The sequence below is a fragment of the Streptomyces sp. NPDC047117 genome, assembly GCF_040643545.1.
Lineage (GTDB): Bacteria > Actinomycetota > Actinomycetes > Streptomycetales > Streptomycetaceae > Streptomyces.
Map to the genome: position 1 here is coordinate 70,847 of NZ_JBEYUN010000025.1, position 25,366 is coordinate 96,212.

Here is a 25,366-nt window from a genome sequence, read left to right on the forward strand (position 1 = left end):
CCCCTCCGTACCGTCTTCCGACGGTGTTACGTCTCGCTCGTCACTCGTGTGTCATTTTTTGACGCGAACTGTCTTGGTTGAGCGTGTTTCGAGTGTCATCTCGTCCGCTTCCGCAACCTTCGCCTTCAGCCGCACAGTACCGGTCGCGGCATCGACGACGTCCACCACCTTCGCAAGGAGTTTCGCGGTGTCCGCGTTGCCGGAGGCGCTCGCGAGCTGGACGGCACGGCCCAGCCGGGCGGTCGCTCCGTCCGCATCGCCGGACTTGCGCGCATCGAGTCCCTGCTGGATGGCGCGCGCCAGTTCCGCCTGCCCCGTGTAATGCGCCACCTGCGGGTTGATCTGCGTCGATGCGGCCATGTCCGACGTCCACACCGCCCGTACGAGGCCCTGCGCGAGCGTCCGGGGCGCCTCGCCGCCCGGCACAGGGAGCACCAGTGCCACCCGCGCGGCCAGCATCTCCCGGCCGACACCGGCGTCCGGGACCCGTACGCACAGGTGATAGTCGCGGGACTCGTCGCCCCAGGAGCCGGTCGGGTAGACGCCGGCCCGCGGTCCGGCGTCGGTGCGCCGGCCCGTCAGGTCCTCGACGGTCGGCGCGACCTGCTTCACGAACTGGATCTCGGCGCCCTGCGGCGTCCACACCCGCAGTCCGACGTCCGCGACCTCCTTGCCCATCGCGGTCTCCATCATCCGCGTGAAGTCCGCCGCCAGCCCGGCCGGGTCGGCGACGATGTCGGCGCTGCCCAGCAGGGCCGAGGCGATGCCGGTGACCTCCGCGACCTCCCAGTCCGTGCCCACCCCGCGTGCGTCGCAGGTGAACCGCCCGGCGCAGGCGTCCAGCACGGCCCGCAGGTCCTCGGGCGACTCGTGCTCGTTGCGGCCGTCGGTGAGCAGGATGCCGTGCCGGATCGCCGCGTCGGAGGAGGTCAGCAGCCGGTCGGCCAGCCGCAGCCAGGTGCCGATCGCCGTGCCGCCGCCCGACCGCAGCCGGCGCAGCGCCTCCTTGGCCTGGCCGCGGGTGGCGGGCGAGGCCTGCGCGAGGCGGCCGCCGCCCGGATAGACCTCGGCGGCCTGGTGGGTGCCGGCGACCACCGCGAAGGCCACCCCGTCGCGCAGGGTGTCGATGGCCGCGGCGGTGGCCTCGCGGGCGCCTCGCATCTTGGCCGGCGGGTACTCCATCGAGCCGGAACAGTCGACCATCACGACCACGGCGGCGTCCGGGGCGCCCGGCGCTGCGTACGGGCCTTCCGCGGCGCCGGCGAGCGGCCGGCCCCCCGACGTGCCGCCGCCGGTGGCGGTGACCGTGACGATGGCGTTCACCTCGCGGCCGCCCTCGGGGAGGTACTCGTTCTGGTACACCTCCGCGGAGAACCGCGGCACCGTGGACTTGGAGAAGTTGGCCATCTGTTCCGCTCCTTGACGCTCCGTCGAAGCTCGTCGGCATGCGGGCGGGCGGAAGTACCCCAGGCCGTCCCCCCGTCGGCACCTCCCCAGGTGCCGGACCGTTCACTGCGGTTACTGCGCGGCGCTGCCGCCGCGGTGACTCAGGCCGATCCTGCCCCGCCGGCGGGAACCGGGAACGGCACCAGGGCCACTGTTACGTTGTCGTGGCCCCCGCTGTCCAGGGCGTGGTGCACCAGCGTTCGGGCGCCGTGCAGCGGGCGTTCACCCGCGTCCGGGGGCAGTATCTCGGCCAGTTCGTCCGCGGCCTCGGTGTAGTTCCACAGGCCGTCGGTGCACACCACGACGACGCCGGGGCGGTCCGGCCGGAAAGCGGCGGTGTGCGGCTGGAGTTCGTACGCGTCGGCGCCGAGCCAGCCGGTGATGGCGTGGGCCCGTTCGTCGGCGTACGCCTCCGCCTCCGTCATCAGGTTGTTCGCCACCATCTGTGCGGCCCAGGAGTCGTCCTCGGTGAGCCGGGCGCCGGGCGCCGTGCGGTCGTCGGGGATCCAGTACACGCGGCTGTCGCCGATCCAGCCGACGGTCAGCACTCCGGCCGCCGCGACGGCCGCGACCAGCGTGCAGGCCGGGGCGTTCTGCCGGCGGTACGGGTCGTGCTCCTGCGGCCCGTCGGGCGAGGCCGCGAGCGCGTCGACGGCCTTGGCGGCGGCCACGATCGCGTCGTGCATGGCCTGTTGGGGCTGCGGTTCCCGGGGGAGCGCCGCCACCAGCGCCTCGGCCGCCGTCTCGGCCGCGGCCTGCGACGCGTCGTCGGGCCTGGTCGCGGAGGAGACGCCGTCGCAGACCACGGCGAGCACGGCCGGGGAGCCGTCGGTGAGCGTGGTGCCGGCGACGGCGAAGAAGTCCTCGTTGCGGTGGTGGCGGTGGCCGCGGTCGCTGACCGCCGCGACCCGCCCCAGCTCCTGCTCGAAGTGGTCGCGCTCGCGGGGCTGGGCGTGGCCGCAGTGCTCGCAGTAGCCGTCCTGGTCGATGGTGCCGGTCCGGCACGCGACACAGGACGGGGCGGCGAACGTCTCGCGGGGGTCGGCGGGTGCCTCGGCCGGGCCGGCCTCCGCCGCCGGCACCGGGGCGGGCGCCGCCGGAGCGGGCGGGGGCGCCGCCCGGTACGCCTCGTCGGGCCGTCCGGCCCCGGAACTCCCGTACGCACCGCCGGGCGCCCCTTGGGGGCTGAGCGCGAGCGTCGGGTGGTCCCCGGCCGCGGCGTTCCCGTCCGCCGTGGCGGAGCGCTCGGCTCCGCACACGCCGCAGAAGTTGTCCCCCGGCTCCAGCGGCTCGGCACAGCCCGGGCACCGGGAGGGACCTGTCACTGCCATCTCACACCCACGTCCTGGGGCGGAAGCGGTTGGCCCGCTCCACCAGTTCGATCCTCTCATCACCGCGCTGGGCCAGCCTGGCGAGCAGCCGGTAGGACCGCTCCAGGCCGAAGCGCAGTCCGCGCTCGTCCAGCGCACAGCCGAGCAGCACGGGGCGGCTGCCCGCCGCCACCTGACCCGCCGCGTCCGGCGGGCCGGGCACCCGCTCCCCGGCCCGTCCGGACAGCACCCAGTCCAGGGCGCAGCCCAGCACTTCCGTCGTCAGCGTCTCCCGGCGCTGCGCGTCCAGCCCGAAGTCCGCGAGCCGCTCGATCTGCCCGGCCGCGGCCCGCAGGTCCGCCAGCAGCGGTTCACCGGCCGGGCGCTGCCGGAGCCGGGCCCGCACCGCGGCGATGCGGGCCGCGGTGAAGTGGATCGAGGACTCGGGCACGGCCTCCAGGGCACGTACCGCACCCGCCCGGTCACCGGCCGCGAGCCGCACTCGTGCCAGCCCGAACGCCGCGCTCACGTAGCTGTGGTCGGTGGACCACACCAGGTGGTAGTACTCGGCGGCGTTGTCCAGCTGGCCCAGCACCTCGGCGCAGACGCCCAGCGCGAGCTTGGGCGCGGGCTCACCGGGGAACGCGTCGTACACCGCGTCGAAGGACAGCGCGGCGGTCTCCTTGTCGCCGGTGGCCAGGGCCACAAGGCCGCGGTTCCAGACCACCCGCCAGTCCGACGCCCACTCCGCCAGCGGGTCCGTCTCGATCTCCCGCAGCACCCGCCGGGCCTCGGGCCCGTCGCCCATCTCCAGCCGCGCCCGCAGGTCGCGCAGCCGGACCTCCAGCGAGTCGGCGGGCGCGGAGCGGAGCGCGGCGACCAGTTCGGCGGGGGCGGCGGCCAGCAGGCCGGCCAGGAAGCCGGAGTTCGGGTCGCCGGGGTCCACCCGCGGCGCCGGCAGCGCCAGCACGGTGGCCGAGGTGTCCAGGGTGCGCAGCGCGGGGCCTTGACGCCCGTACCCGGGCAGCGGGGAGACCTCGTACGACACCTGCGCCGGGATCGACGGCGTGTCCGGTGCGGCGCCCACGAGCCCCGCCGTCGGCCCCCGGCCGGGCAGGGCCGCAGCCGCCTGCCTGCGCCGGCCCAGGCGGCGGGGCGGCGCGGCCCGGCCGCCCAGCAGCGAGGTGTCGCCGTCCACGGCCGGCATCAGCTCGGTGTCCACGACGCGCAGCTCGGGCCCGAACAGCTGGGACAGCGCGGGCCGTTGCTCGCCCGTCTGGAGCGCCACGACCTCCCGCAGCACGCCCGTCAGCTGCTCGGCCATCTCCTCGGCGTCGGCGAACCGGCGCGCCGGGTCGGGGTCGGTGGCGCGGACGAGCAGCCGGTAGAAGGACTCGTACCGGCGGAAGACCTCGATGTGCTCGGGGTCCGGCAGGGAGTCCGCGAAGACGTTGGTGTAGCCCTGGAAGTCGAAGGTGAGGACGGCGAGGGTGCGCGCGACGGTGTAGAGGTCGGAGGCGACGGACGGGCCGACCTCGGCGACCTCGGGCGCCTGGTAGCCGACCGTGCCGTAGATCGCGCTCTCGTGGTCGTCCATCCGGCGCACCGCGCCCATGTCGATCAGCTTGAGCTGGTCGTTCTGCTGGATGGCGTTGTCGACCTTGAAGTCGCAGTACAGCAGGTTCCGGCTGTGCAGGTGGCCCAGGGCCTCCAGCGCCTCGATGCCGTACGCGCAGGCCTGCTCGACCGGGAGCGGGTCGCGCCTTCCCTGGGGTGTGCGCCGGTCGTTGGCGATCTCCTTGAGGGACTTGCCGCCGACGTACTCCATGACGATGTAGCCGTCGAGGCTGCCGGTCGTGGGGTCGAGGTGCTCGACGAAGTTGTAGATCCGGACGATGTTGGAGTGCTCGATCTCGGCGAGGAAGCGGCGCTCGGAGACCGCGACCGCCAGCGCTTCCTCGTCGCCGGTGTCCAGCAGGCCCTTGAGCACCACCCACCGGTCGGAGACCGCGCGGTCCACCGCGAGGTAGATCCAGCCGAGCCCGCCGTGCGCCAGGCAGCCCGCCACCTCGTACTGGCCGTGCACCACGTCACCGGCCCGCAGCTTCGGCACGAAGCTGTAGGGGTGGCCGCACTTGGTGCAGAACCCTTCCGTACGGCCGGGGCGTCCGCTGCGCGCCCGGCCCACCGGCGCCCCGCAGTCGCTGCGGCTGCAGAATCGCTTGCGCTCGGGGACCTCCGGGTTCTCCAGCACGACCGTGTGCGGATCGGGCCGGGGCACGTCCGGCACCGCCACCAGCCCGGCACCCAGCCGCCCGCGCCCCGCGCCGGAGCCGGAGCCGGACGTGGAGCCCTGCCCCGAGCTTCCGCTGCGCACGGACACCAGCTGCGTCGACGGGCCGGACAGGGAGCGCGAGAGGCGCCCGGACACCGAGCGCCGGGAGCCGGCGGAGCGGGCGGAGGACGAGGAGCCGGAGCCGCCGGAGCTCCGCGCGGAACCGGATCCGGCGGAGGAGTGGGCCGCGCCCGCGACACCGGTCGGCGGCGAGGCCACCATGCCGGTCCGGGAGATGACCGGGGCCATGCCGCAGGTGTCGCAGTACAGTTCGCCGCCGCCGACGTCCTCGTACGTGCCACCGCACTCCGGCCGCTGGCAGTCGGTGTCCGGCGCGCCGCTCATGACTCCTCCTCGCGGTCCTGCTGTCCGGCCGCCACCGCCTCGGCCACCGCGTGCTGGTAGCGCAGCACGGCGTGTTCGGCGGCGCGCAGGTCGCAGGGCGCGCTCCACAGCATCCGGCGGGCGATGTCGTACCGCTCGACCAGCAGCAGGTCCTCGGCCAGGCCGTGCCGCGCCACCTTGGCCTTGTACGCGTCGAGCCGGCCGCGCAGCTCGGCGCGGACGGCCAGCGGCGCGGTCACCGCGGTCAGCGACTCGCGGGCACGCAGCAACTCCTCCTCGGCGCGCTCCTCCAGGCTCTCCAGCAGCGGCGACAGCAGGTGCCACTGGGAGCGTCTGCGGTATTCGGCGGCGGTGGCGAGCTGTTCGTGCAGCGCTGCGGACGGGCCGGAGACGGCCGGGACCTCGGACGCGGCGATCTTCGCCAGCACCTCGCCGCGCGCCTGCCGCGCCTCGGTGAGCGTACGGTCGGCGCGCGAGAGCAGGTCGCGCACCTGCATCAGCCGCCGTTCGGCGTCCTGCCGCACGGCGAGCACCGCCTCGATCTCGCGCCGTACGTCCTCCAGGGCGCGTGCCGCGCGGTCGTACCGGCCGGTGTCGGGGCGGCCGCCGCCGGGCGCGGCGCTGGCGTCGGTGGCGGGCACCCAGAAGGCGAGCGGGTCGGTGAGCACCTCGGCGCGCAGCCGGTCCAGTTCGGCGGTGATGTCCTCCAGGTCGTCGCCGGAGGGGTGTTCGCCGGGGCGTACGCCGACGGAGTGCGCGAGGGAGCGGGTGCGGCGCAGTTCGGCGGCGAGCAGGTCGATGCGGGCGGGCAGCGCGGTCCATACGGAGTCGGCGCTGACGATGACGTCCAGGGCGCGGGCGTAGAGGCCGTTCATCCGGTCGACCAGCGTCTCCAGGCTGAGCTGTTCGCTGAGCCGGCCGGGGCTGCCGGCGGCCGAACCGCCGGAGACCGTGACGCCGTTGCCGCAAAGCATGTCGGTGAGGGCCGCCAGATCGTCCTGGGAGAGCCAGCGGCGGCGGGCGCGCAGGTCGCGGGCGGCGTCCAGCGCGGCGGTGTACGCCTCGAAGTGCGCCCAGAGCACGGTGATCCGCCGCTCGGCCGTCGCCCAGCGGTCCTTGGTGACCCCGGTCAGCTCGGCGCCCTCCAGGAGGCGGCGGCCCGCGTGGTCCTGGAGTGCCAGCAGGGAGGTCTCGATCGCCTCGTGCTCGGCGCCGAGCCTGCCGAGGGCGCGGTCCACCTCGTCGCGGCTCATGGCCGGGGCGGGTCCAGGGACCCCCATCGATCACCTCTCCAGAGTGCGTGCGGTGCGCTGCGGACGGCCGGAAGCGGGGCGCGTCCGGCCGGGCCGGTCAGTCGCTGTACTGCGGGGCCGGCGGGCCGGAGACGCCCGGCAGGTCGGCCTTGAGCCACTTGTCGTACGCGGTCGTCCAGGGGCTGTCGGCGCCGCCTTCGCGGTACTCCTCCAGCACCTTGTTCACCCGCCGCACCAGGTCCTCGTCCTCCTTGTTCATCGCTACGCCGTACATGTCCGTGCTGAACGGCTCGCCCTTGAGCTCGACGGTCGGGTCCTGCGCCGCCTGGCCCGCGGCCAGCGCGCTGTCCGTCACGACGGCGTCGGCCTCGCCCAGCTGGAGCCGGACCAGGCAGTCGAGCTGGTTCGGCACGGTCATGACCGTCGCGCCATGGGCCTCCCGCTTCAGCTCCTGCTCGCCCGTCGATCCCTTCGCCGTGCAGATCTTCTTTCCCCGCAGCGAGTCGTCGAACGCGTCGATCGACGACCTCTTCGGCGCGAGCACCTGCTGCCCGGCCTTGAAGTAGGAGGTGGAGAAGGCGACCTGCTGCTTGCGCTCGCAGTTGATCGTCATCGTGCGCACCACCATGTCCACCCTGCGCTGCCGTACGGCGTCGATGCGCTGGTTGGTGGGGATGGCGCGGTACACGATGTCCGGGTCCGGCCCGAGGATGTCCTCGGCGACGGCCTTCGCCAGGTCGATGTCGAAGCCGATGAGGTTCCGGGGGTTGTCGGGGTCCCGGTAGCCCCAGCGGTAGCTGTTCTGGTCGACGCCGACGACCAGCCGGCCCGCCTTCTTGATCCGCTTCACCGCGTCGCCGTCGGCGCCGGAGGGGCGCAGGCTCTCCGCGGCGTTCTCCGCCGTGCAGCCCGTGGAGTCCGTGGCGGCGGGGGCGGCCACGGCGGCGCGGGGCGGCGCGGGGTCGTGCGGCCGGGGCGGCACCGCGGGGGCGTTGCTGAGCACCGGCACCAGCACCGCGGCGGCCGCGGCCATCACCCCCATGCCGGCGGCCACCGGGGCCAGCGTGGAGCGGAGGTCCGCCATTCGCGCGCGCATGCTCATGCCCGCCCCCTTCACCGGTACTCCGACAGCCGGCGGCCGATGCCCAGCACCGCGCCGGCGGCGGCCAGCACGGCCAGTACGGCGGCGCCCCCGGCCAGCCCGGACAGCGCGCGCCTACCGCCTTCCGCCGCGTCCCGGAACTCGGTCTGCTCGTGCCGGAGCGCCTGCTGGAGGGCCGCCTCCACCTTGTCGAACGACTCCTTCGTCGGCCGGTCCTTGCCGATCACCTTCGCCAGCGCGCCCTCGTAGTCGCCGCGGTCGTTCTCCGCGCGGGCCTCGGCGTGCCGGGACTGCCACTCCCGTACGTTCTTCAGGGCCTCCCGCACCGGCGCGCGGCCCGCCTCGTCGTCCGCCAGCGCCAGCGCCTCCCGCAGCTTGCCGCCGGCCGGCGCCCCGGCGCCCTTCCCCGTGCCGGCCAGGTCCCGCATGCCCGCGGCGTACTCCGTCTCGTAGAAGTCCCGCTGGTCGCCGCCGGTCACCTTCCCACCGCGCGCCACCAGCGTCAGATTCTCGTCGCCGCGCGCCTGAAGGGTCGCGATGCGCGCCTCGTTCAGGACCCGCAGCGACCTGGCGCCGTGCTCGATGGAGTCGTCCAGGCCGGCGCGGGCCACCGCGTGCCCGCCCACCGTCCACAGCAGCACCACGGCGGAGGCGGCCGTGGCGATCAGCAGTCCGTGGTTGAACACCCGGTTCGTCCGCAGGTAGTTGCGGCGCTGCGCCCAGCCGAGCCCGCCGATCGCGACCACCCCGGCGGCCAGTGCCACCCACGGCCAGGCGGTCGCGTCGTCGTGGTCGGCGTCGAGCCGGCCGGTCTCGGTGACGTAGAGCCGGCGGGCCGCGGGCAGCAGCTGGGTGCGCATCCGGTCGTTGGCGTACTGGAGGTAGGCGCCGCCCACGGGCAGGCCCTGGCGGTTGTACATCCGGGCGGTCTCCACCAGGCCCGTGTACCGCGGCAGGGCGTCGTTCAGCCGCTCGATCTGCTCGCGGGCCGTCGCCGAGCCCCGGGAGTTGGCGGACGCCCGGACCAGCAGCCGGGCCGCGGTGGCGATGTCGTCGCTGTACCGCTTGCGGGACGCCGCGCTCTCCCGGTCGCCGGCCAGGAAGCCGCCGGCGGCCGTGGTGTCGGCGTCCGCCAGCGAGCGGTAGATGTCGGCCGCGTCCCGGCTCAGCGGTTGGCTGCTCTCCAGGACGTCGCTCGCGGCGGCCGACCGGTCCGTCACCTGCCAGGCGGTCAGCGCGCCGAACAGCACGACCAGCGCGGCCAGTACGGCGCCGATGACGCGCAGCCGGCCCGGCTCGGTGGTCGCGACGGCGCGCAGCCGCCGCAGCCCTTCGATCCAGACGGCGCGCTCACCGGAGGGCGGCGGGGGCTCGGCGGCAGGCGTGGCGGCCGCGTCCGGCTCCGGGGCCGGGGCGGGGGCGGGCGGTGCCGCGCTGCCGGTCGGCGGGTATGACACGGAACCTCCCCCTCGGTCGCTGGACGTGCACCCGCGACCCGGGCCACGGAAAGGGGTGCATGGCCAGCAGTATGGCCGCAGGGACCGGTCACCACACCGGTATTGCCACGATCTTGTTCGGATCGCGATCTCGTTCGGGTCCCGTCGCCCGGCGGTCTCGTCCCCGGCCCCCGTTGCCTCCCCTTGTGCCCCTCTGGACGCATTCGCACGGTGTTCGGTTCCCGCCGGGGCAGTCACCGGAGCCCGGGGCTGACTAGAGTTGCCTGACGTCAGGTGACCTGTGAACCGCGGGCGGCCGGCGGCGGACGCCGGGGCACGAGGCCGGCGGAGGGGAGGGCGGCGTGCGGACGGTGCGCAGGGTGTCGCTGGTGGAGACGGCGACCGACGAGATCCGGGAGCAGATCGTCAAGGGCGTCTGGCCCGTGGGCGGCCGCATCCCGCCCGAGAGCGCCCTGTCCGAAACGCTCCAGGTGAGCCGGGCCTCCGTACGGGAGGCGATCCGCGCCCTGGTGCACGCCGGGCTGCTGGAGACCCGGCAGGGCGACGGCACGTTCGTGATCTCCGACGACGACAGCGCGGTGGCGCTCCGGCGCCGCCTGGAGCGGGCCGAGCTGACCCATGTCACCCAGGTCCGGCAGGGCCTGGACGTGATCGCCGCGCGGCAGGCGGCGCGGCACCGCACGGACGCCCAGCTCGCCGCCATCGAGGCCGTGCTGGCCCGCCGCCGGGCGGCGCTCGCGGCGCACGAGGACGAGGCGTTCACCGCCGCCGACGCCGACTTCCACGTTCTGGTCGCCGAGGCGAGCGCCAACCCCGTACTGGCCGACATCTACCGCTCGCTGAGCACGGCGCTCCGCGCGGAACTGCGCCGCGCCGCCTGCCTGGACACCGCGACGGCGGCGCCCACCGACCCGCACCACCTCCTCGTCGAGGCGATCCGGGCGCAGGACCAGGGGGCCGCGGTGGACGCCGCCGTGAAGCTGCTCGCCGGGCACGTACGGGACCTCGCGCTGCCGTTGGACGACTAGCGGACCGCCACGGTCCGGCCGTCGGACGACCGGCGGCCGCTGCCGACCGGCCGTTGGACGACTGCCGGCCGCTACGGTCCGGCCGTCGCGTAGTGCGCGCGCAGCCGGGCGTACGCGCTTGCCGGTGCGGCCGTGGTGTCCAGCGCCAGCAGGGCGGCGCCCAGTACCGGGGGAGCGCCGACGACCCGCGGTACCGCCTTCGGGGCCCGTTCGGCCAGCAGCGCGACCACCGCCTCGTGCAGGACCGGGTGCCGCGCCGCCAGCACCCCGCCGCCGAGCACCACCGGAACCGGCTCGGCGAGCAGGTCCAGGCGGCGCAGCGCGACCGTGGCCATGACGACGATCTCCTCGGCCTGCCGCGCGACGAGCGCCCGCGCCACCGCGTCCCCCTCGGCCGCCACCGCGAACAGCACCGGCACCAGCTCGTGGCGCCGCTCGGCCGGCACCTCCTTCAGATGCAGCGCCTCGATGAGCCGCGGCATCGACGGCAGCCCGAAGTGGGCGGGCAGCCGGTCCGCGAGGGCGCTGGGCACGCCCCGGCCGTCGTCGGCGCGCGCCGCCCACCACAGCGCCTCCTCGGCGAGGTGCCCGCCGCCGCCCCAGTCCCCGGATATCCGGCCGATGGCGGGGAAGCGCGCGGTACGGCCGCCGGGGCCGAGCCCCGAGCAGTTGATGCCGGCACCGCAGACCACGGCGACGCCGGTGTGCGGTCCGTCGTCCGGCAGCCCGGCCCGCAGCAGCGCGAAGGTGTCGTTGGCGACGGTGACCGTGTCCGACCGGCCGCGCGCCGTCAGCAGCTCGGTCAGCCGCTCCTCCTCCACCGGCAGATCGGCGTTGGCCAGGCAGGCGGACAGGTGCCCGACCCGGTCGGTGCCCGCCTGCCGCAGTGCCTCGTCGACGAGTGCGGCGAGCCCCGCGACGGCCCGCGGGGCGCCCACCGTGGGCGGCTGGAACCCGCCGCCCCGTACGGAACTCAGCACCCTCCCGTCCGCGCCGACCACCGCCACGTCGGTCTTGCTGTTCCCCGCGTCGACCGCCAGCACGGCCGGGGGGCCGTTCCCGTTCCCGTTCCCGCTCAGGCCCACGCGAGGTGCTCCCGGTTGTGTGCGAGCAGCTCGTCGGCCAGCCGGTCCGCGTACTCGATCTGCCCGACGAGGGGATGGGCGAGCAGCGCGTCGAAGACCCGGCCCCGGCCGCCCTTCAGTGCCGCCTCCAGTGCCAGGTGCTCGTACGCCGTGACGTTCGCGATCAGGCCGGCGTACAGCGGCTCCAGCGGACGTACCGGCACAGGTACGGCGCCGCGGGCGCCCACCGTGGCCGGCACCTCGATCACCGCGTCGTCCGGCAGGAACGGCAGCGTCCCGTTGTTCAGCGTGTTCACCACCTGTACGTCCCCCGTGTCGCGCAGGAGGGAGGAGGTGAGCGCTACCGCCGCCTCGGAGTAGAAGGCGCCGCCCCGCTTGCCCAGCAGCTCCGGCTTCTCGTCCAGCGCCGGGTCGCCGTACATGGCCAGCAGTTCCTTCTCCATCGCCGCGACCTCGGCGGCCCGCGAGGGCTTGGTGCGCAGCTCGCGTACGACCTCGTCGTGCTGGTAGTAGTAGCGCAGGTAGTACGAGGGGACCACGCCGAGGCGTTCGACGAGCGTCCGCGGCATGTGCAGGTCGGCGGCGATCGCGTCGCCGTGCTCGGCGATCAGCTTCGGCAGCACGTCCTCGCCGCCGACGCGGACAGCGCGCTCCCAGGTCAGATGGTTCAGCCCGACGTGTTCGAGCTGGACGTCCTGCGGGGCCACGTCCAGCAGCCGCGCGAACTTCCGCTGGAAGCCGATCGCCACGTTGCACAGCCCGACGGCCTTGTGCCCGGCGGTGAGCAGCGCCCGCGTCACGATCCCGACGGGGTTGGTGAAGTCCACGATCCAGGCGTCGGGGTTGCGGCGGCGCACCCGCTCCGCGATGTCCAGCACCACCGGCACCGTGCGCAGCGCCTTGGCGAGCCCGCCCGCGCCGGTGGTCTCCTGGCCCACGCAGCCGCACTCCAGCGGCCAGGTCTCGTCCTCGTTGCGGGCCGCCTGCCCGCCGACCCGCAGCTGGAGCAGGACCGCGTCGGCGCCGTCCACCGCGGCGTCCAGGTCCCCGGTCCAGGTGATCCGGCCCGGGTGGCCCTGCCTGGCGAAGATCCGCCGGGCCAGCCCGCCCACCAGCTCCAGCCGGTCCGCCGCCGGATCGACCAGGACCAGCTCGTCCACCGGCAGCACGTCCCGCAACCGCGCGAAACCGTCGATGAGTTCGGGGGTGTAGGTCGAGCCTCCGCCGACCACCGCAAGCTTGATACCTGTCATATGTGCTTCAGCCCTTGACCCCTGTGAGAGTGACGCCTTCGACGAAGGCCTTCTGTGCGAAGAAGAAAACGACGATCACCGGAGCCATGACCAGCAGCGTCGCCGCCATGGTGAGGTTCCAGTCGACCATGTGGGCGCTCTTGAACGTCTCCAGGCCGTAGGACAGCGTCCAGGCGCCCGGGTTCTGCGCGGCGTAGATCTGCGGCCCGAAGTAGTCGTTCCAGCAGTAGAAGAACTGGAAGAGGGCGACGGCCGCGATGCCCGGCTTCGCCATCGGCACCACGATCCGCAGCAGCGTCCGCAGCTCCCCGCAGCCGTCCACCCGCGCCGACTCCAGATACTCCTTCGGGATCGTCAGCAGGAACTGCCGCAGCAGGAAGATGGAGTACGCGTCCCCGAAGGCCATCGGGATGATCAGCGGCCACAGCGAGCCGGACAGATGGAACTGCTGGGCCCACACCAGGTACATCGGGACCACGATGACCTGCGGCGGCAGCATCATCGTCGAGATCACCAGCAGCATCGCCGTGCGCCGGCCGCGGAAGCGGAACTTGGCCAGCGCGTACGCGACCGGGAGGGACGAGCACACGGTGAGGACCGTGCCCAGCACCGCGTACATCAGCGAGTTGCGCCACCAGTCCAGGAAGCCCGGCGTGCGGAAGACCTGCGCGTAGTTCTCCCAGTGCCACGCGCGCGGCCACAGCTCACCGCTCATCGCCTGCCCGTCGCTCATCACCGAGGTCAGGAAGACGAACACGAAGGGCAGGACGAAGAAGAGCGCGGCGGCGACCGCGAGGGAGTGCACCGCTATCCAGTGCAGCACCCGCTTGCGGCGGACCGCCCGGACGGCCGGGCCGCCGCTGCTCCCGGTCCGGACGTCGGTCGCCGCTCTCAGGGTCGTGGTGGTCATCGGTCAGTCCTCCGCCGAGAGCAGGCCGGCGCGCTTGCGCATCAGCAACGTGGTGACGGCCATCGCGATCGCGAAGAGCACGAGCGAGAGCACGCACGCGGCACCGGTGTTGAAGTTCTGGAAGCCGAGCGAGTACACGAGCTGCGGCACGGTGAGCGTGGCGTGGTCCGGGTAGCCGGGCTGGATGACGGTGCCGGGGCCGACGGAGATGCCGGACGCGAGCTTCCCGGCGACCAGTGCCTGCGTGTAGTACTGCATCGTCTGCACGACCCCGGTCACCACCGCGAACATCACGATCGGGGTGATCGACGGCCAGGTGACGTACCGGAACCGCGCCCACGCGCCGGCCCCGTCCAGCTCCGCCGCCTCGTACTGCTCCTTCGGCACGTCCAGCAGCGCGGCCATGAAGATGACCATCAGGTCACCGATGCCCCAGAGGGACAGCATCACCAGCGACGGCTTGGCCCACGCCGGATCGTTGAACCAGGTCGGCGGCGATTCGATGCCGACCGCCGACAGGATCTCGTTGACGGGCCCGCTGCCGGGGCTGAGGAGGAAGACGAAGGCGACGGTCGCGGCGACCGGCGGGGCCAGGTACGGCACGTAGAACGCGGTACGGAAGAGGCCGACACCGGTCTTGATCTTCGTGATCAGCATCCCGATGCCGAGCCCGAAGACCACCCGCAGCGCGACCATGACGACGACGAGCCAGAGCGTGTTCCACAGCGCGGGCCCGAAGAGCGGCATCTGCGTCAGCACGTACGTCCAGTTCCGCAGCCCGACGAAAGTCGGCTCCTTGATCTGGTTGTAGTGCATGAAGGAGAAGTAGACGGTCGCGATCAGCGGATACGCGAAGAAGACCGAGAAGCCGACCAGCCACGGCGAGAGGAAACCGAGCGTACGGAGCCGGGTGCGGCGGTGCTTGCGCCGGAGTTCGGGCGCGTGGGAGAGAGCCATGGGATACGTCCTCAGCTCTTGGACTGGAGGGTGTCGGCGTCTATCTGGGCATCGAGCGTGCGCAGTCCGGACCGCAGATCGGGCACTTTCCCGGCCTCGACGTTGTAGGCGAAGTCCCGGAGCGAGACCACGTACTGTCCGCCGTTCGTGGACGGCGGCAGCGCCGTGCTGTACGGATTACGCGCGATGTCGAGGAACGTACGGAACGAGCGGTCCGCGTCCAGCTCCGGGGATTTCAGCGCTTCCTTCGTCGACGGCACGTTGTGAATGGCGTTGGCGAACCGCACCACCTGTTTCGTGTCCGCGGTCAGGAACTTCACCAGTTCCCACGCGGCGTTCTGGTGCCGGCTGCTGTGCGAGATCCCCACGACCGTCCCGGTCAGGAATCCGCGGCCGTACGTCTCCGGCCGGTCGTCCGGCACCGGCAGCGGCGCCGTACCCCACCGGAAGTCCGCCTTCGCCTCGTCCAGCATCAGCCCGCGCCACTCGCCGTCCAGATGCATCGCCACCTTCCCGGTGAGAAAGGCGTTCTGCGAGGACATCTCGTCGCCGAACGTCGTACGGAACTTCTCCAGCGGGGCGTATCCGCCCTGCGCCGTCATCAGCTCGCCGGTCGTCCGGAAGAACTCCGGAACCGTCTTCTCCTTCGCCAGCCGGGCATTCCCCTTGCTGTCGAAATACCGCGGCCCCCACTGCGCGAAGAGCCGGTCCGGACTGTTCTGGTACATCCGGAAGTTGGGCATGAACCCGACCCGCTCGTACCCGCCGTCCGCCTTCTTCCTGGTCAGCTTCTTCGCGTCCCGCACCAGCTCCGACATGGTCCGCGGCGGCCGCGCGATCCCCGCTTCCTCGAACGCGTCCTTGTTGTAGTACATCCCGTACGCGTCGGCGAGCAGCGGCAGCGCGCACTGCTTTCCCTCGTAACTGCTGTATTCCAGCAGCGTCTTCGGGAACACCTTGTGCTTGTCCAGCCCGGTCTTCTCCATGAACGGGTCGAGATCCGTCCACATCCCCGAATCGCAGTACTGCCCCACATTGTTGGTGGTGAACGACGACACCACGTCGGGTGCGTCGTTTCCGCCGGCCCGCAGCGCCTGATTGGTGGTCTCGTCCGACACGTTCCCGGTCGCCACCACATGGATATTCGGATGCAGTTCCTCGAACCGGCGGAGCGAATCATCGATCGCCTTCACCTCGCCCGGCGCCGACCAGCCGTGCCAGAACTTCAGCGTGACCGGCTTCGTCGGATCGTCCCGGTCGCTGCCGACGCCGGGATTGGCACAGCCGGCGGCCAGCAGCAGGGCGACGGCCGCCGCCGTGCAGCCGACGGCGCGTCTTGGTGAGAACATGACATAACCCTTCTCACGGGTGGGGGAGGGGTACGCGGGGCCGCCGCGTACGGCGCTCGGGCCGCGTTGCTCGGGCGGTGCTACTCGGGCGGTGTTGCTCGGGCCGTGTCGTTCAGGCCGTGTCGAAGACGACGTCCCGCGCCTGGACGAGGGCCGTCCGCAGGGCGCCCGTCAGGATCGGGTCGCCCTCGATGTCACTGATGCGCAGCTGCGGCCGGGGGAGCGCGAGCCCGGTCAGCTCCTCCTCGACCCGCACCCGCAGCCGCTCGCCGCCCGCCTGCGCGACGAGCCCCGACAGCACCACCAGCTCGGGATCGACCACGGCGACCACGGCCGCCAGACCCGTCGCCAGCCGGCGCGCCACCTCGTCCACGACCCGCTGATCCGCGAGCGCCGCACCGCTGTCGGCCGGGTCCAGCCCCAGGTCACGGGCGATGCCGAGGACGGCGGGCTGCCCCACCAGGCTCTGGAAACCACCGCCAGCGTCCGGCGCGGCCGCCGCGTCCGGACCGCCGCGCGCGAGCGGCGCGCCCGGCAGCGGCATGTACCCGATCTCGCCGGCGCCGCCGGTGGCGCCGCGCAGCAGCGTGCCCCCGAGGACGATCGCCGCGCCGACCCCCTCGTCCACCCACACCAGCACGAAGTCGTCGTGGTCCTGCGCGGAGCCTTCGTACTGCTCGGCCAGCGCGGCCAGATTCACGTCGTTCTCGACGACGACGGGCGCGCCCAGCGCGTCCCCCAGCTCCGCGAGCAGCGCCCGCGAGTGCCAGCCGGGCAGGTGCGGGGCGTACCGCAGCTCGCCGGTGCGCGGGTCCAGCGCGCCGGGCGTGCCGATGACGACCCGGTGCAGCGCGCCCCGGTCCAGCCCGGCCTTCTCCAGGGCCCCGTCCACGGCGGCCATGACCACCCGGGCGGTCGGGCTTCCGCCGCCCTGCCCGGCCGCGTCCACGGCGTTGTCCGCGACGCCGTCCACGGTGTCTTCCGTGTCGCTGTCGTCCACGGCGCCTTCCGCGGCGGCCCGCCGCTCGCCGACGACCCGTCCGGTGATGTCCGCGACGACGGCGGTCACGCCGCCGGGGTCCACCGACAGCGCGGCCACGTACGCCGCCGCCGGATTCACCTCGTACAGCTGCGCGCTGGGGCCCGGCCGCCCGGTCACGTTCCCCGTCGTCCGCACCAGCCCGGCCGACTCCAGCCGCCCCAGCAGCTGCGAGGCGGTGGGCTTGGACAGACCGGTCAGCTCGCCGATCCGGGTGCGCGTCAACGGACCCTGCGACACGAGCAGTTCCAGCGCGGCCCGGTCGTTCATCGCCCGCAGCACCCGGGGAGTCCCCGGAGTTCCGCCCGTCCCGCCCATTCCGCCCACCCGCCGTCACCCCGCCCCGGAACCCACCGCCCGGTGGCCGGAAGCTGATCTGTTAGGAAACTTTCCAATCAACTTCCAGGAAGGTAAGTCCTCGTACCGGCCCCGTCAATGGTCCGGACACGAATCGGCCCGCCCCCCGGAAAGGGGAGCGGGCCGACGAGGTGTCCCTGTTCGTGGACGGCTACTTGTTCAGGTTCGGCGGGGGAGTGACCGGGTTGCTGGCCACCGACTGGGGGGAGAGGGGGTTCGCGAAGGCGGACGGGGCGGCGACGGCGGCCGACGGGTCGGCCGCCTCCTCGCCCTCCGCCGGCAGCGGCGCGTTGCCGACGATGCGGATGCCGGCCTCGTCCAGGGCCCGCTTGATGCGCCAGCGCAGCTCCCGCTCGACGGCGAAGGACTTGCCCGGCATCGTCTTGGCGGAGACGGAGATCGTCATGGTGTCGAGCAGGACCTCGCTCAGGCCGAGCACCTCGACCGGCTCCCACAGGCGCTCGTTCCACGGCTCGGACTTCGCCATCGCCTCGCCCGCCTCGGTGATGATCTCCCGCACCCGGTCCAGGTCCTCCGTCGCGCGCAGCTGCACGTCGACGTTGGCGGTGGCCCAGCCCTGGCTGAGGTTGCCGATCCGCTTGACCTCGCCGTTGCGGACGTACCAGATCTCGCCCTCGGCGCCGCGCAGCTTCGTGACCCGCAGCCCGACCTCGATCACCTCACCCGAGGCGACGCCCGCGTCGATGGAGTCGCCGACGCCGTACTGGTCCTCCAGGATCATGAAGACGCCGGAGAGGAAGTCCGTGACGAGGTTGCGCGCGCCGAAGCCGATCGCGACGCCCGCCACACCGGCGCTGGCCAGCAGCGGCGCGAGATTGATCTGCAGTACGGAGAGGACCGTGAGCGCGGCTGTGCCGAGGATCACGAAGGACGCGACGCTGCGGAGCACCGAACCGATGGCTTCGGAGCGCTGCCGGCGGCGTTCGGCGTTGACGAGGAAACCGCCGAGCGGGCCGTTGCGCGCCGCGCCGGCGTTGCGGTTCATCCGGCCTATCAGCTTGGTGATCGCACGGCGGACCAGCGACCGCAGGACCACCGCGATGACCACGATGAGGATGATGCGCAGGCCGGCGTCGAGCCAGCTCTGCCAGTTCTCCTGCACCCAGCCGGCGGCGTCGGTGGCCTTCTCCGTGGCCTCGGATATGGAGGACGGGTCCGGCGCCGGGGCGGCTACCGGAGAAGCGGACCAGAACACAGCAAGGACCTTCCGTACGGGACAGCAGACCCGGGCGGCACGTAACCGCACATCGGGCAGACCAACCACACTAACGGGGCAACGCGGGCAGTCCGCGCCGTTGTTCGAGTAGACCGGGCCGAATTGCTGGGCAGAAAAGAAGTGTGGTCGAAAACACCTCCGACCCGTTACCTGGTCATGGTGGCGCTCCGACCAGGCACCGGGGGACACTGTGGGGAGATCGTCCCGGCGCGAGCCACGCGCCGCCGGCGTACAAGGAGGCACCCGTGCCGCATGTCCTGGTCCTCAACGCGTCGTACGAGCCGCTCGGCGTCGTACCGCTCCGCCGCGCGCTCATCCTCGTCCTCAATGAGAAGGCCGTCAGCCTCGAGGATTCCGGCGCCCTGATGCACAGTGCGACCCGTGCGCTCCCCGCTCCCAGTGTGGTGCGTCTCAAGCGGTTCGTGCGTGTGCCCTTTCGTGGCCCTGTTCCCCTGACCCGCCGTGCGCTCTTCGCCCGTGACGGCGGCCGGTGCGCGTACTGCGGTGGCGTCGCAACCAGCGTCGACCACGTGATCCCGCGCAGCCGCGGAGGGCAGCACACCTGGGAGAACGTCGTGGCCGCATGCCGTCGCTGCAACCACGTCAAGGCCGACCGGCACGTCGCCGAGATCGGGTGGCGGCTGCGGCATCAGCCCGCGCCGCCATCGGGGCTCGCGTGGCGGATCATCGGCACGGGGCATAGGGACCCGCGCTGGCTGCCATACCTGCAGCCGTACGGCGCGGATGATGCGATGGCCCGTATCGACGCGGTTTCCGCGTAGATCCGGGCCATTCACGTTCCCGGAGCGTGATCCCCGCGCCCTTTCAGGGGCGCGGGGAAGCGCGCGACCAGCCACGACGTGGCCGCAGCGGGCCACCGGACGGTCACCCCCGCGGCGGGTGGCCGTGCTCGTTCTCGTCTCTGCGGACGTGGTCGCCGTCGTCGTTCCGACGGCCCTGCTCGTCCCCGCGGTCCTGCTCGCCCCGCCGCCGGTGCTCGTCCCGGCGCTCGTCGTCATGGCCCCGGCGCCCGTCGCCGTCCCGGCGGCGGCCGTCGTCCCCGTGCCCGCGGCCGTCCTCGTGCCCGCGGCCGGCGACCGCATACGCCTCCACGCCCCACAGGGAGTAGCCGAAGCGGGTCGCCCGCTTGTCGCCCTGGATGCGGACGAACCTCGCGTCGGGCGCGTCCATCCGGACGCTCTCGCGGCCGCCCTTGCCGTCACGCACCGTGGCGGCCGTGCGCCAGGTGCGGCCGTCGGGCGAGACCTGGACGCGGTAGCGCGCGGCGTGCGCGTCCTGCCAGTGGAGGACGAGCCGGCCCAGGCGGACCGGGCGGTCCAGGGCGAACTGCAGCCAGGCGTTGTCCTCGGCCGGTGAGGACCAGCGGGTCTTCGGGTCGCCGTCGGTGGCCGCGGAGGCGGGGAAGTCGGCCGTCTCGTCGCCGGAGGAGGTCGCCCGCGCGCCGCGCGCCAGGTCCTTCCCGCCGGCCGGCGGGAACGTACGTACGGTCAGGGTCCGCTCCTCGTCCCCGAAGGAGACCGGGATCTCGTACGTCCCGGAGCGGGCGTTCTCCGGCACGGAGATCCGGAGGCGGGTGGTCGCGGTGCCGCCCCGCGGCGCGGTGAGCCGGTCGGGGGCGTGCACGGCGAAGCCCTTGGGTGCCTTGACGCGGAGCCGTCCGTGCACGTCGGAGGGGCGGCGGGAGAAGACCAGCGCGTCGACGGAGACCGTGCCGCCGGTGTCGGCGGCCACGTCCTTCCGGGAGAGTTCGAGGCCGGCCGGTGCCGTGTCGTCGAACCACGGCGTGAGGGACTTCACCGAGGGCGCCGGGCCGTCCTCGTCCCAGTGCAGCCGGATCGCGTCGGCGCGCAGCCCGTGGGCCGCCGTCTGGGTCCAGCCGGAGGCGGCGAGGCGGCCGATGCGCCGCCAGCCCTTGCCCGGCACGCGCGCCTCCACGGTGGCGCGCGCGGCGTCCCGGGACGGGTCGGTGAGCGCGGTGACCGCGGAGAGCGTACGGGGGCGCGCGAACGGCACGGTCAGGGACGTGGCGTGGGCCGCCTCGTGCGGCGCCGGGGTGTCGGAGGCGGCGCCGGTCCAGGCGTCGGACTCGCGCAGGGCGCGGTCGAGGAAGGGGCCGAGGACGCCCTTGCCGACCGTCGCGGCCCGCTCGCCGATGTCCTTGCGCAGCCCCTCGGCGGACCGCTGGGCCCGCCACGCGGCGGACCCGTCGCCACGGGCCTGGGCGCGCAGCATGTCGACGGCCTCCACCCCGGCCCGGCCGTACCGCGCCAGCTGCTCGGACCAGGGCCGGACCTCGTCGGCGAGGCCGCCGGTCAGGTGGTCGGGGACCTCGCTCATGGTGCGGAACGCCGAGCGGAGCGCGGCGGCCGCCTTGATGTACTCCTCGTCGTCGGCCGTGTCGCCGCCGTTGATCGAGGCGGCGCGGGTCGCCCAGAAGCGGTCGATGAGCGGCCGGAGGTAGCCCGACTCGCCGGTGTGCAGGACGGAGGAGGCGTCGTTGCCCGCGAGGGCGTACAGCGCCGCTCTGGTACGGGCCCGGCGGTCCGCGGCGGCCGTGCCGCCCGCCGCGGGCGCGGCCGGGGCCCCGGCCGGCGCTTCCGTGCCGTCCGTCAGGTCGGCGGCGAGGGCGTCGATGGCCGCCCGCCAGGACTCCCGGGGTCGGTAGTCGCGGGGGTTCCAGGCGTAGTCGGCGGCGGTGAAGAGCGGGATGCGGGAGGCCGTGGGCTGGGCCATCGCGTTGGCGAGGAGCGCCGCGGAGCCGGTGGCGACGGCGGGCTCGCGCCCGGTGTACGGGCCGAGGAAGATCCGGTCCTGCGCGTAGTCGTTGACCGGGTAGTTGTCCATCGTGATCAGGGGGTGCCCGAACGCCTCGCGGGTGGTGGCCAGTTCGCGGCCGGTGATGGTGCGGGGCACGACGCCGACGCCGGTCCAGGCCACCGCCACCCGGTCCGCGAGCGCGCCCGCCAGCGCGTCCCGGTACGCGGTCGAGCCGTCCTGGTAGTACTCCGTGGGCATCAGCGACAGCGGCGCCGAGCCGGGGTGGCGCCCGGCCAGGTGCGCGGCGAGGGCATTGGCCACCTGTGCCTGGGCGCGGGCGGCGGCCTCGGGTCCGGTGCCGAAGGCGTCCTCGTCGGCGTCGCAGTGCCACTCGCTGTAGCTGACGTCCTGGAACTGGAGCTGGAAGTCGCGCACGCCCAGCGCCCACATGGCGTCGACCTTGCGTTTCAGCGCGCGCACGTCCTCGGCGGAGGACATGCACAGCGACTGGCCGGGGGAGACGGCCCAGCCCAGCGTGACGTGGTTGGCGCGGGCCCGCTCGGCCAGCTCGCGGAAGTGGGCCCGCTGCGCGGCGGGGTACGGGTCGCGCCAGCGGGCCTGGCGGTAGGGGTCGTCGCCGGCCGCGTACAGGTAGCGGTTCTGCTTCGTACGGCCCATGAAGTCCAGCTGCGCGAGGCGCTCGGCCTGGGACCAGGGCGCGCCGAAGAAGCCCTCGGTGGTGCCGCGGGCCGCGGTGCCCGGCCAGTCGCGCACGGCGACGGAGGCCAGTTGCCGGCCGCCGGCCGGGCCGTCCGTGACGAGCTGCCGCAGCGTCTGCACGGCGTGGAAGACCCCGTCGGGGCCCGCGCCCTCCATGGCGACGGTGGCGCGGCCCGCGACCTCGCCGACGGCCAGGCGGTAGCCGCCGGACGGCAGATCCGTGCCGCGGGCCGGGGCGTGCAGGGCCCGCAGCGCGTCGGCCGCGTGCTGCCCGCCGACGCGGATCAGCGGCCCGGCGCCGGGCACCGGCGCACCGGGGCGCGCCTCGTGAACCGTGCGCACCCCCGCGCCCCGCAACAGCTTCAGGAGCGCCTCGACGGCGTACGGGTCGGTGTCCTCGGCGGTGACGACCGTGACGGCGGTGCCCAGCGGCACGGCCGTGCCGAGGCTCCGCAGCGACTGGGGGCGGGGCCACACGGCGGGCGGATCCCCCGCGTCGGCGGCCTGATCGGGGGCGCCGACGGGCGGCTCCTCGGGTGCGGCCTGGGCGGCCGGTACACCGCCGAGAAGGCCCCCTATGACGGCGGCGGCCAGCGCTGTCGTGCCTGCCACCCTGGCGCCGGACCCGGCGCCGTTCCGTTTCCTGGCGCCGGCGCCACGGAATCGCACGGCCTCTCCTCGTCCCCGTCGGTCTGCAGCCTCGCCGGCGGGCCGGCTCCGTGTGGTCGGTCGGCGGAGCGGCCGCCATGGGCTGTGAGCCCACCACTCGGGGGTCGAGGTGTCAACGACGGCAACCGAAGTGCCCCCGTTTGCCCTGTGTGACCGCCGAGGCTCCCGGGAGTGGCGGTCCGAGGGAAATGCCGCAGGAGTTTCGCTATGATGTCCATTTAGTCGGGATCTCCTGCGTGAGTGACCGGCCCCGCCGCTAAATCGTTCGCCGGAGCGGGGGTGTGAGGTGGAACACGTTTAGTGACCGGATACGTCTGCGGCGGCATGGATTGGGTAGGGCCCGGTTGTCCTACTCTCGACGAACGGGAGGCCCTCGTGGCTCCGTCCGCTCAGCTTCTTCTCGACGCCCTCTCCAAACCGACCGAGCCGGATCTGCTGGCAGGGGTCTCCGACCCGGACTGCGGCTTGGACGGATGCGGCTCGTTCACCTTCTCCGAGCCTCCTTTGACGAGCGAGCCCCCGCTCGCCGACAGCACCCCCCTCACCAGCGAGACCCCGATCGCCGCCGAGCTGCCGCTCACCAGTGAGCCCGCCGCCGCCGGCTACGGCACGGAGTCCATGGAGGTCTGATGGGCCGAGCGCGGCTCGCCCGGCTGCACGGCGTCACCACGTCCTACGAGCCCGCGCCGGGCCGCACCGTCCACGTTCCTGAGGACACGGTCGTCGCCGTACTCGCGGCGCTCGGCATCGATGCCTCCACGCCGGAGGCCGTACGCGCCGCACTGGACGCGTACGACCACGGCCCCGCCCGTGCCCTCCTCCCGCCCACCCTCGTCACCCGTGAGGGCCGCCCGCCCGACCTGGCCGGGCTGCCCGGCGGCACCACGCTGCGCGTGGACACCGAGGACGGGCGGACCCTGGACTGGGGCCTGGTCCCCGGAGGGCGGGCGGCCCCGCTGCCGCCCGGCGTGCACGTGCTGCGCGCCTCCGCCCCCGACGGCTCCGCCGCGCACTCCCACCTCGTCGTCGCACCCGACCGGATGCCCGCCGTGTCCGGTCGCGGGCACGGCTTCATGGTCCAGCTCTACTCCCTGCTCTCCCAAGCCTCCTGGGGCATGGGCGACCTCGGCGACCTGGCCCGGCTTGCCGACTGGTCCGGACGGACCCTCGGCATGGACTTCGTGCAGCTCAACCCGTTGCACGCGGCCGTACCGGGACCGCCCACCGACCCCTCCCCGTACCGCCCCTCCTCGCGCCGCTTCCCCGACCCCGTGCATCTGCGGATCGCGGACGTCCCCGAGTTCGCGCAGCTGTCCGGCGCCGCCAGGCGGCGCGCCGGCGAACTGGCCGGACAGGCCGCCGCGCTCCGCGACGCCGTACTGAAGAACGGCGCGCTGATCGACCGTGACGCGGTCTGGGAGCTGAAGGCGGAGGCGCTGGAGCTGCTGCGCACGGTGCCGCTGAGCGCCGAGCGGCAGGCCGCCCACGACGCCTTCCGCGCCGCCCAGGGCCAGGACCTGGAGGACCACGCCACCTGGTACGCACTGGCCGAGGCGCACGGCCCGGACTGGCGCGCCTGGCCCGACGGCCTGCGCGACCCCCGCTCGGCGCGCACCGAGCGGATGCGGCACGCCCTCGCCGACCGCATCGACTTCCACCGCAGGGCCGCCTGGCTCACCGACGAACAGCTCGCGGCCGCCCAGTACGCGGCGCACGGGGCGGGCATGCGCGTCGGACTGGTCCACGACCTGGCCGTGGGCGTGCACCCCGCCGGGGCCGACACCTGGGCCCGCCAGGACGCCTTCGCGGCCGGCATGTCCGTCGGCGCGCCGCCGGACGCCTTCAACTCCCGGGGCCAGGACTGGGGGCTGCCGCCCTGGCGCCCGGACACGCTCGCGGCGACCGGGTACGCGCCCTTCCGCGCACTGCTGCGCGGCCTGCTGCGGCACGCGGGAGCGCTCCGCATCGACCACGTGATGGGCCTCTTCCGGCTGTGGTGGATCCCGGAGGGCCGGCCGCCGACGGAGGGCACGTACGTCCGGTACGACGCCGAGGCGATGCTCTCCGTGCTGGCGCTGGAGGCCGCGCGGGCCGGCACCACGGTCATCGGCGAGGACCTGGGGACGGTCGAGAACGGGGTGCGCGAGGCCCTGGAGGAGCGCGGCGTCCTCGGGACGTCCGTCCTGTGGTTCGAGCGCGACTGGACCGCCGAGGGGCAGCCGCCGCTGCCGCCGGAGAGCTGGCGCGCGGATTGCCTGGCCACCGCCACCACGCACGACCTGCCCAGCACGGCGGGGCGGCTGACCGGCGAGCACACCGCGCTGCGGCACCGTATCGGCCTGCTGGACGGCTCCCTGGAGGAGGCGCGCGCCGCGGACGCGGCCGAGGTCGCCACCTGGCTGGAGTGGCTCGGCCGGCTGGGGCTGCTGCCGGAGGGTACGGCGACCGGTGACGCGGAGGCGGACGAGCGGGCCGCGGTCGCGGCGCTGCACCGCTTCCTGCTGCGCACCCCGGCGAAAATGGTCGGGGTCTGGCTGCCGGACGCGGTGGGCGACCGGCGGCCGCAGAACCTCCCCGGCACCTGGGACGAGTACCCGAACTGGCGGCTGCCGATCGCCGCGGCGGACGGCCGGCCGATGACGCTGGAGGAGATCGTGGAGTCGCCGCGGCTGCGCGCGCTGCTGGCGGAGTTCGACGCGACGCCGCGGGCGGACATCGGCCGTTAGGGCACCCCGA

18 protein-coding genes are annotated in these 25,366 nt (G+C 73.8%); 4 read left to right on the forward strand and 14 right to left on the reverse strand.

All coding sequences use genetic code 11. From position 1 onward, the window contains the following. Positions 1-51: 51 nt before the first annotated feature. From ABZ840_RS33780 to ABZ840_RS33805, 6 genes are all read right to left on the reverse strand, one after another. Positions 52-1,407 carry a VWA domain-containing protein gene (locus tag ABZ840_RS33780; protein WP_361566558.1) on the reverse strand — a complete coding sequence of 452 codons (1,356 nt, stop codon included), beginning with the start codon at positions 1,405-1,407 and terminating at the stop codon, positions 52-54. 140 nt (positions 1,408-1,547) lie between these two features. Continuing rightward, positions 1,548-2,777, reverse strand: a complete 1,230-nt coding sequence (locus ABZ840_RS33785) for a protein phosphatase 2C domain-containing protein (RefSeq protein WP_361566561.1) — start codon at positions 2,775-2,777, stop codon at positions 1,548-1,550. A gap of 1 nt (position 2,778) precedes the next feature. Then, a complete protein-coding gene (locus tag ABZ840_RS33790) occupies positions 2,779-5,436 on the reverse strand; it encodes a tetratricopeptide repeat protein (protein ID WP_361566564.1) in 2,658 nt (885 codons plus the stop codon). Further along, complete coding sequence (locus tag ABZ840_RS33795) at positions 5,433-6,689, reverse strand: hypothetical protein (protein WP_361566566.1); 1,257 nt, start codon at positions 6,687-6,689, stop codon at positions 5,433-5,435. The genes ABZ840_RS33790 and ABZ840_RS33795 overlap by 4 nt, the downstream gene beginning before the upstream one ends. Positions 6,690-6,786: 97 nt before the next feature. Continuing rightward, entirely contained in the window at positions 6,787-7,791 is a 1,005-nt protein-coding gene (locus ABZ840_RS33800; RefSeq protein WP_361566569.1) for a glutamate ABC transporter substrate-binding protein, read from the reverse strand. 11 nt (positions 7,792-7,802) lie between these two features. Then, entirely contained in the window at positions 7,803-9,128 is a 1,326-nt protein-coding gene (locus ABZ840_RS33805; RefSeq protein WP_361566634.1) for a hypothetical protein, read from the reverse strand. Between the two features lie 461 nt (positions 9,129-9,589). On the opposite strand from ABZ840_RS33805, the gene ABZ840_RS33810 reads away from it, so the two are divergent. Then, positions 9,590-10,276, forward strand: a complete 687-nt coding sequence (locus ABZ840_RS33810) for an FCD domain-containing protein (RefSeq protein ID WP_361566572.1) — start codon at positions 9,590-9,592, stop codon at positions 10,274-10,276. 71 nt (positions 10,277-10,347) lie between these two features. Here ABZ840_RS33810 and ABZ840_RS33815 read toward each other — a convergent pair whose 3' ends face one another. The 7 genes from ABZ840_RS33815 to ABZ840_RS33845 all read right to left on the reverse strand — a co-directional run bounded on the left by ABZ840_RS33815 (position 10,348) and on the right by ABZ840_RS33845 (position 18,442). Then, the gene (locus tag ABZ840_RS33815; protein WP_361566575.1) at positions 10,348-11,361 is read right to left on the reverse strand and encodes a BadF/BadG/BcrA/BcrD ATPase family protein; all 1,014 of its coding nucleotides are present in this window, start codon (positions 11,359-11,361) and stop codon (positions 10,348-10,350) included. After that, positions 11,352-12,614: a 6-phospho-beta-glucosidase gene (locus tag ABZ840_RS33820; RefSeq protein ID WP_361566577.1), complete on the reverse strand. Its 1,263-nt coding sequence runs from the start codon at positions 12,612-12,614 to the stop codon at positions 11,352-11,354. The genes ABZ840_RS33815 and ABZ840_RS33820 overlap by 10 nt, the downstream gene beginning before the upstream one ends. 7 nt (positions 12,615-12,621) lie before the next feature. Next, positions 12,622-13,524 carry a carbohydrate ABC transporter permease gene (locus ABZ840_RS33825; RefSeq protein ID WP_361566580.1) on the reverse strand — a complete coding sequence of 301 codons (903 nt, stop codon included), beginning with the start codon at positions 13,522-13,524 and terminating at the stop codon, positions 12,622-12,624. A 3-nt stretch (positions 13,525-13,527) separates the two neighbouring features. Continuing rightward, complete coding sequence (locus ABZ840_RS33830) at positions 13,528-14,481, reverse strand: sugar ABC transporter permease (RefSeq protein WP_361566582.1); 954 nt, start codon at positions 14,479-14,481, stop codon at positions 13,528-13,530. Between the two features lie 11 nt (positions 14,482-14,492). Beyond that, entirely contained in the window at positions 14,493-15,830 is a 1,338-nt protein-coding gene (locus tag ABZ840_RS33835) for an ABC transporter substrate-binding protein (RefSeq protein WP_361566585.1), read from the reverse strand. A 112-nt stretch (positions 15,831-15,942) separates the two neighbouring features. Then, complete coding sequence (locus ABZ840_RS33840) at positions 15,943-17,139, reverse strand: ROK family transcriptional regulator (RefSeq protein ID WP_361566588.1); 1,197 nt, start codon at positions 17,137-17,139, stop codon at positions 15,943-15,945. Between the two features lie 238 nt (positions 17,140-17,377). Further along, positions 17,378-18,442 (reverse strand): mechanosensitive ion channel family protein, encoded by a 1,065-nt coding sequence (locus ABZ840_RS33845; RefSeq protein ID WP_361566590.1) that lies wholly within the window; start codon positions 18,440-18,442, stop codon positions 17,378-17,380. 266 nt (positions 18,443-18,708) lie between these two features. Between ABZ840_RS33845 and ABZ840_RS33850 the strand changes: the two genes are divergently transcribed. Further along, positions 18,709-19,245 carry an HNH endonuclease gene (locus tag ABZ840_RS33850; RefSeq protein WP_361566593.1) on the forward strand — a complete coding sequence of 179 codons (537 nt, stop codon included), beginning with the start codon at positions 18,709-18,711 and terminating at the stop codon, positions 19,243-19,245. A gap of 103 nt (positions 19,246-19,348) precedes the next feature. Here ABZ840_RS33850 and ABZ840_RS33855 read toward each other — a convergent pair whose 3' ends face one another. After that, a complete protein-coding gene (locus tag ABZ840_RS33855) occupies positions 19,349-22,573 on the reverse strand; it encodes a beta-N-acetylglucosaminidase domain-containing protein (RefSeq protein WP_361566637.1) in 3,225 nt (1,074 codons plus the stop codon). Positions 22,574-23,005: 432 nt separating this feature from the next. Between ABZ840_RS33855 and ABZ840_RS33860 the strand changes: the two genes are divergently transcribed. Both ABZ840_RS33860 and malQ read left to right on the forward strand, forming a co-directional pair. Continuing rightward, positions 23,006-23,260 (forward strand): hypothetical protein, encoded by a 255-nt coding sequence (locus ABZ840_RS33860; protein ID WP_030614919.1) that lies wholly within the window; start codon positions 23,006-23,008, stop codon positions 23,258-23,260. Next, positions 23,260-25,356: a 4-alpha-glucanotransferase gene (malQ, locus tag ABZ840_RS33865; protein WP_361566596.1), complete on the forward strand. Its 2,097-nt coding sequence runs from the start codon at positions 23,260-23,262 to the stop codon at positions 25,354-25,356. Before ABZ840_RS33860 ends, malQ begins: the two co-directional genes overlap by 1 nt. Positions 25,357-25,366: the final 10 nt, after the last annotated feature.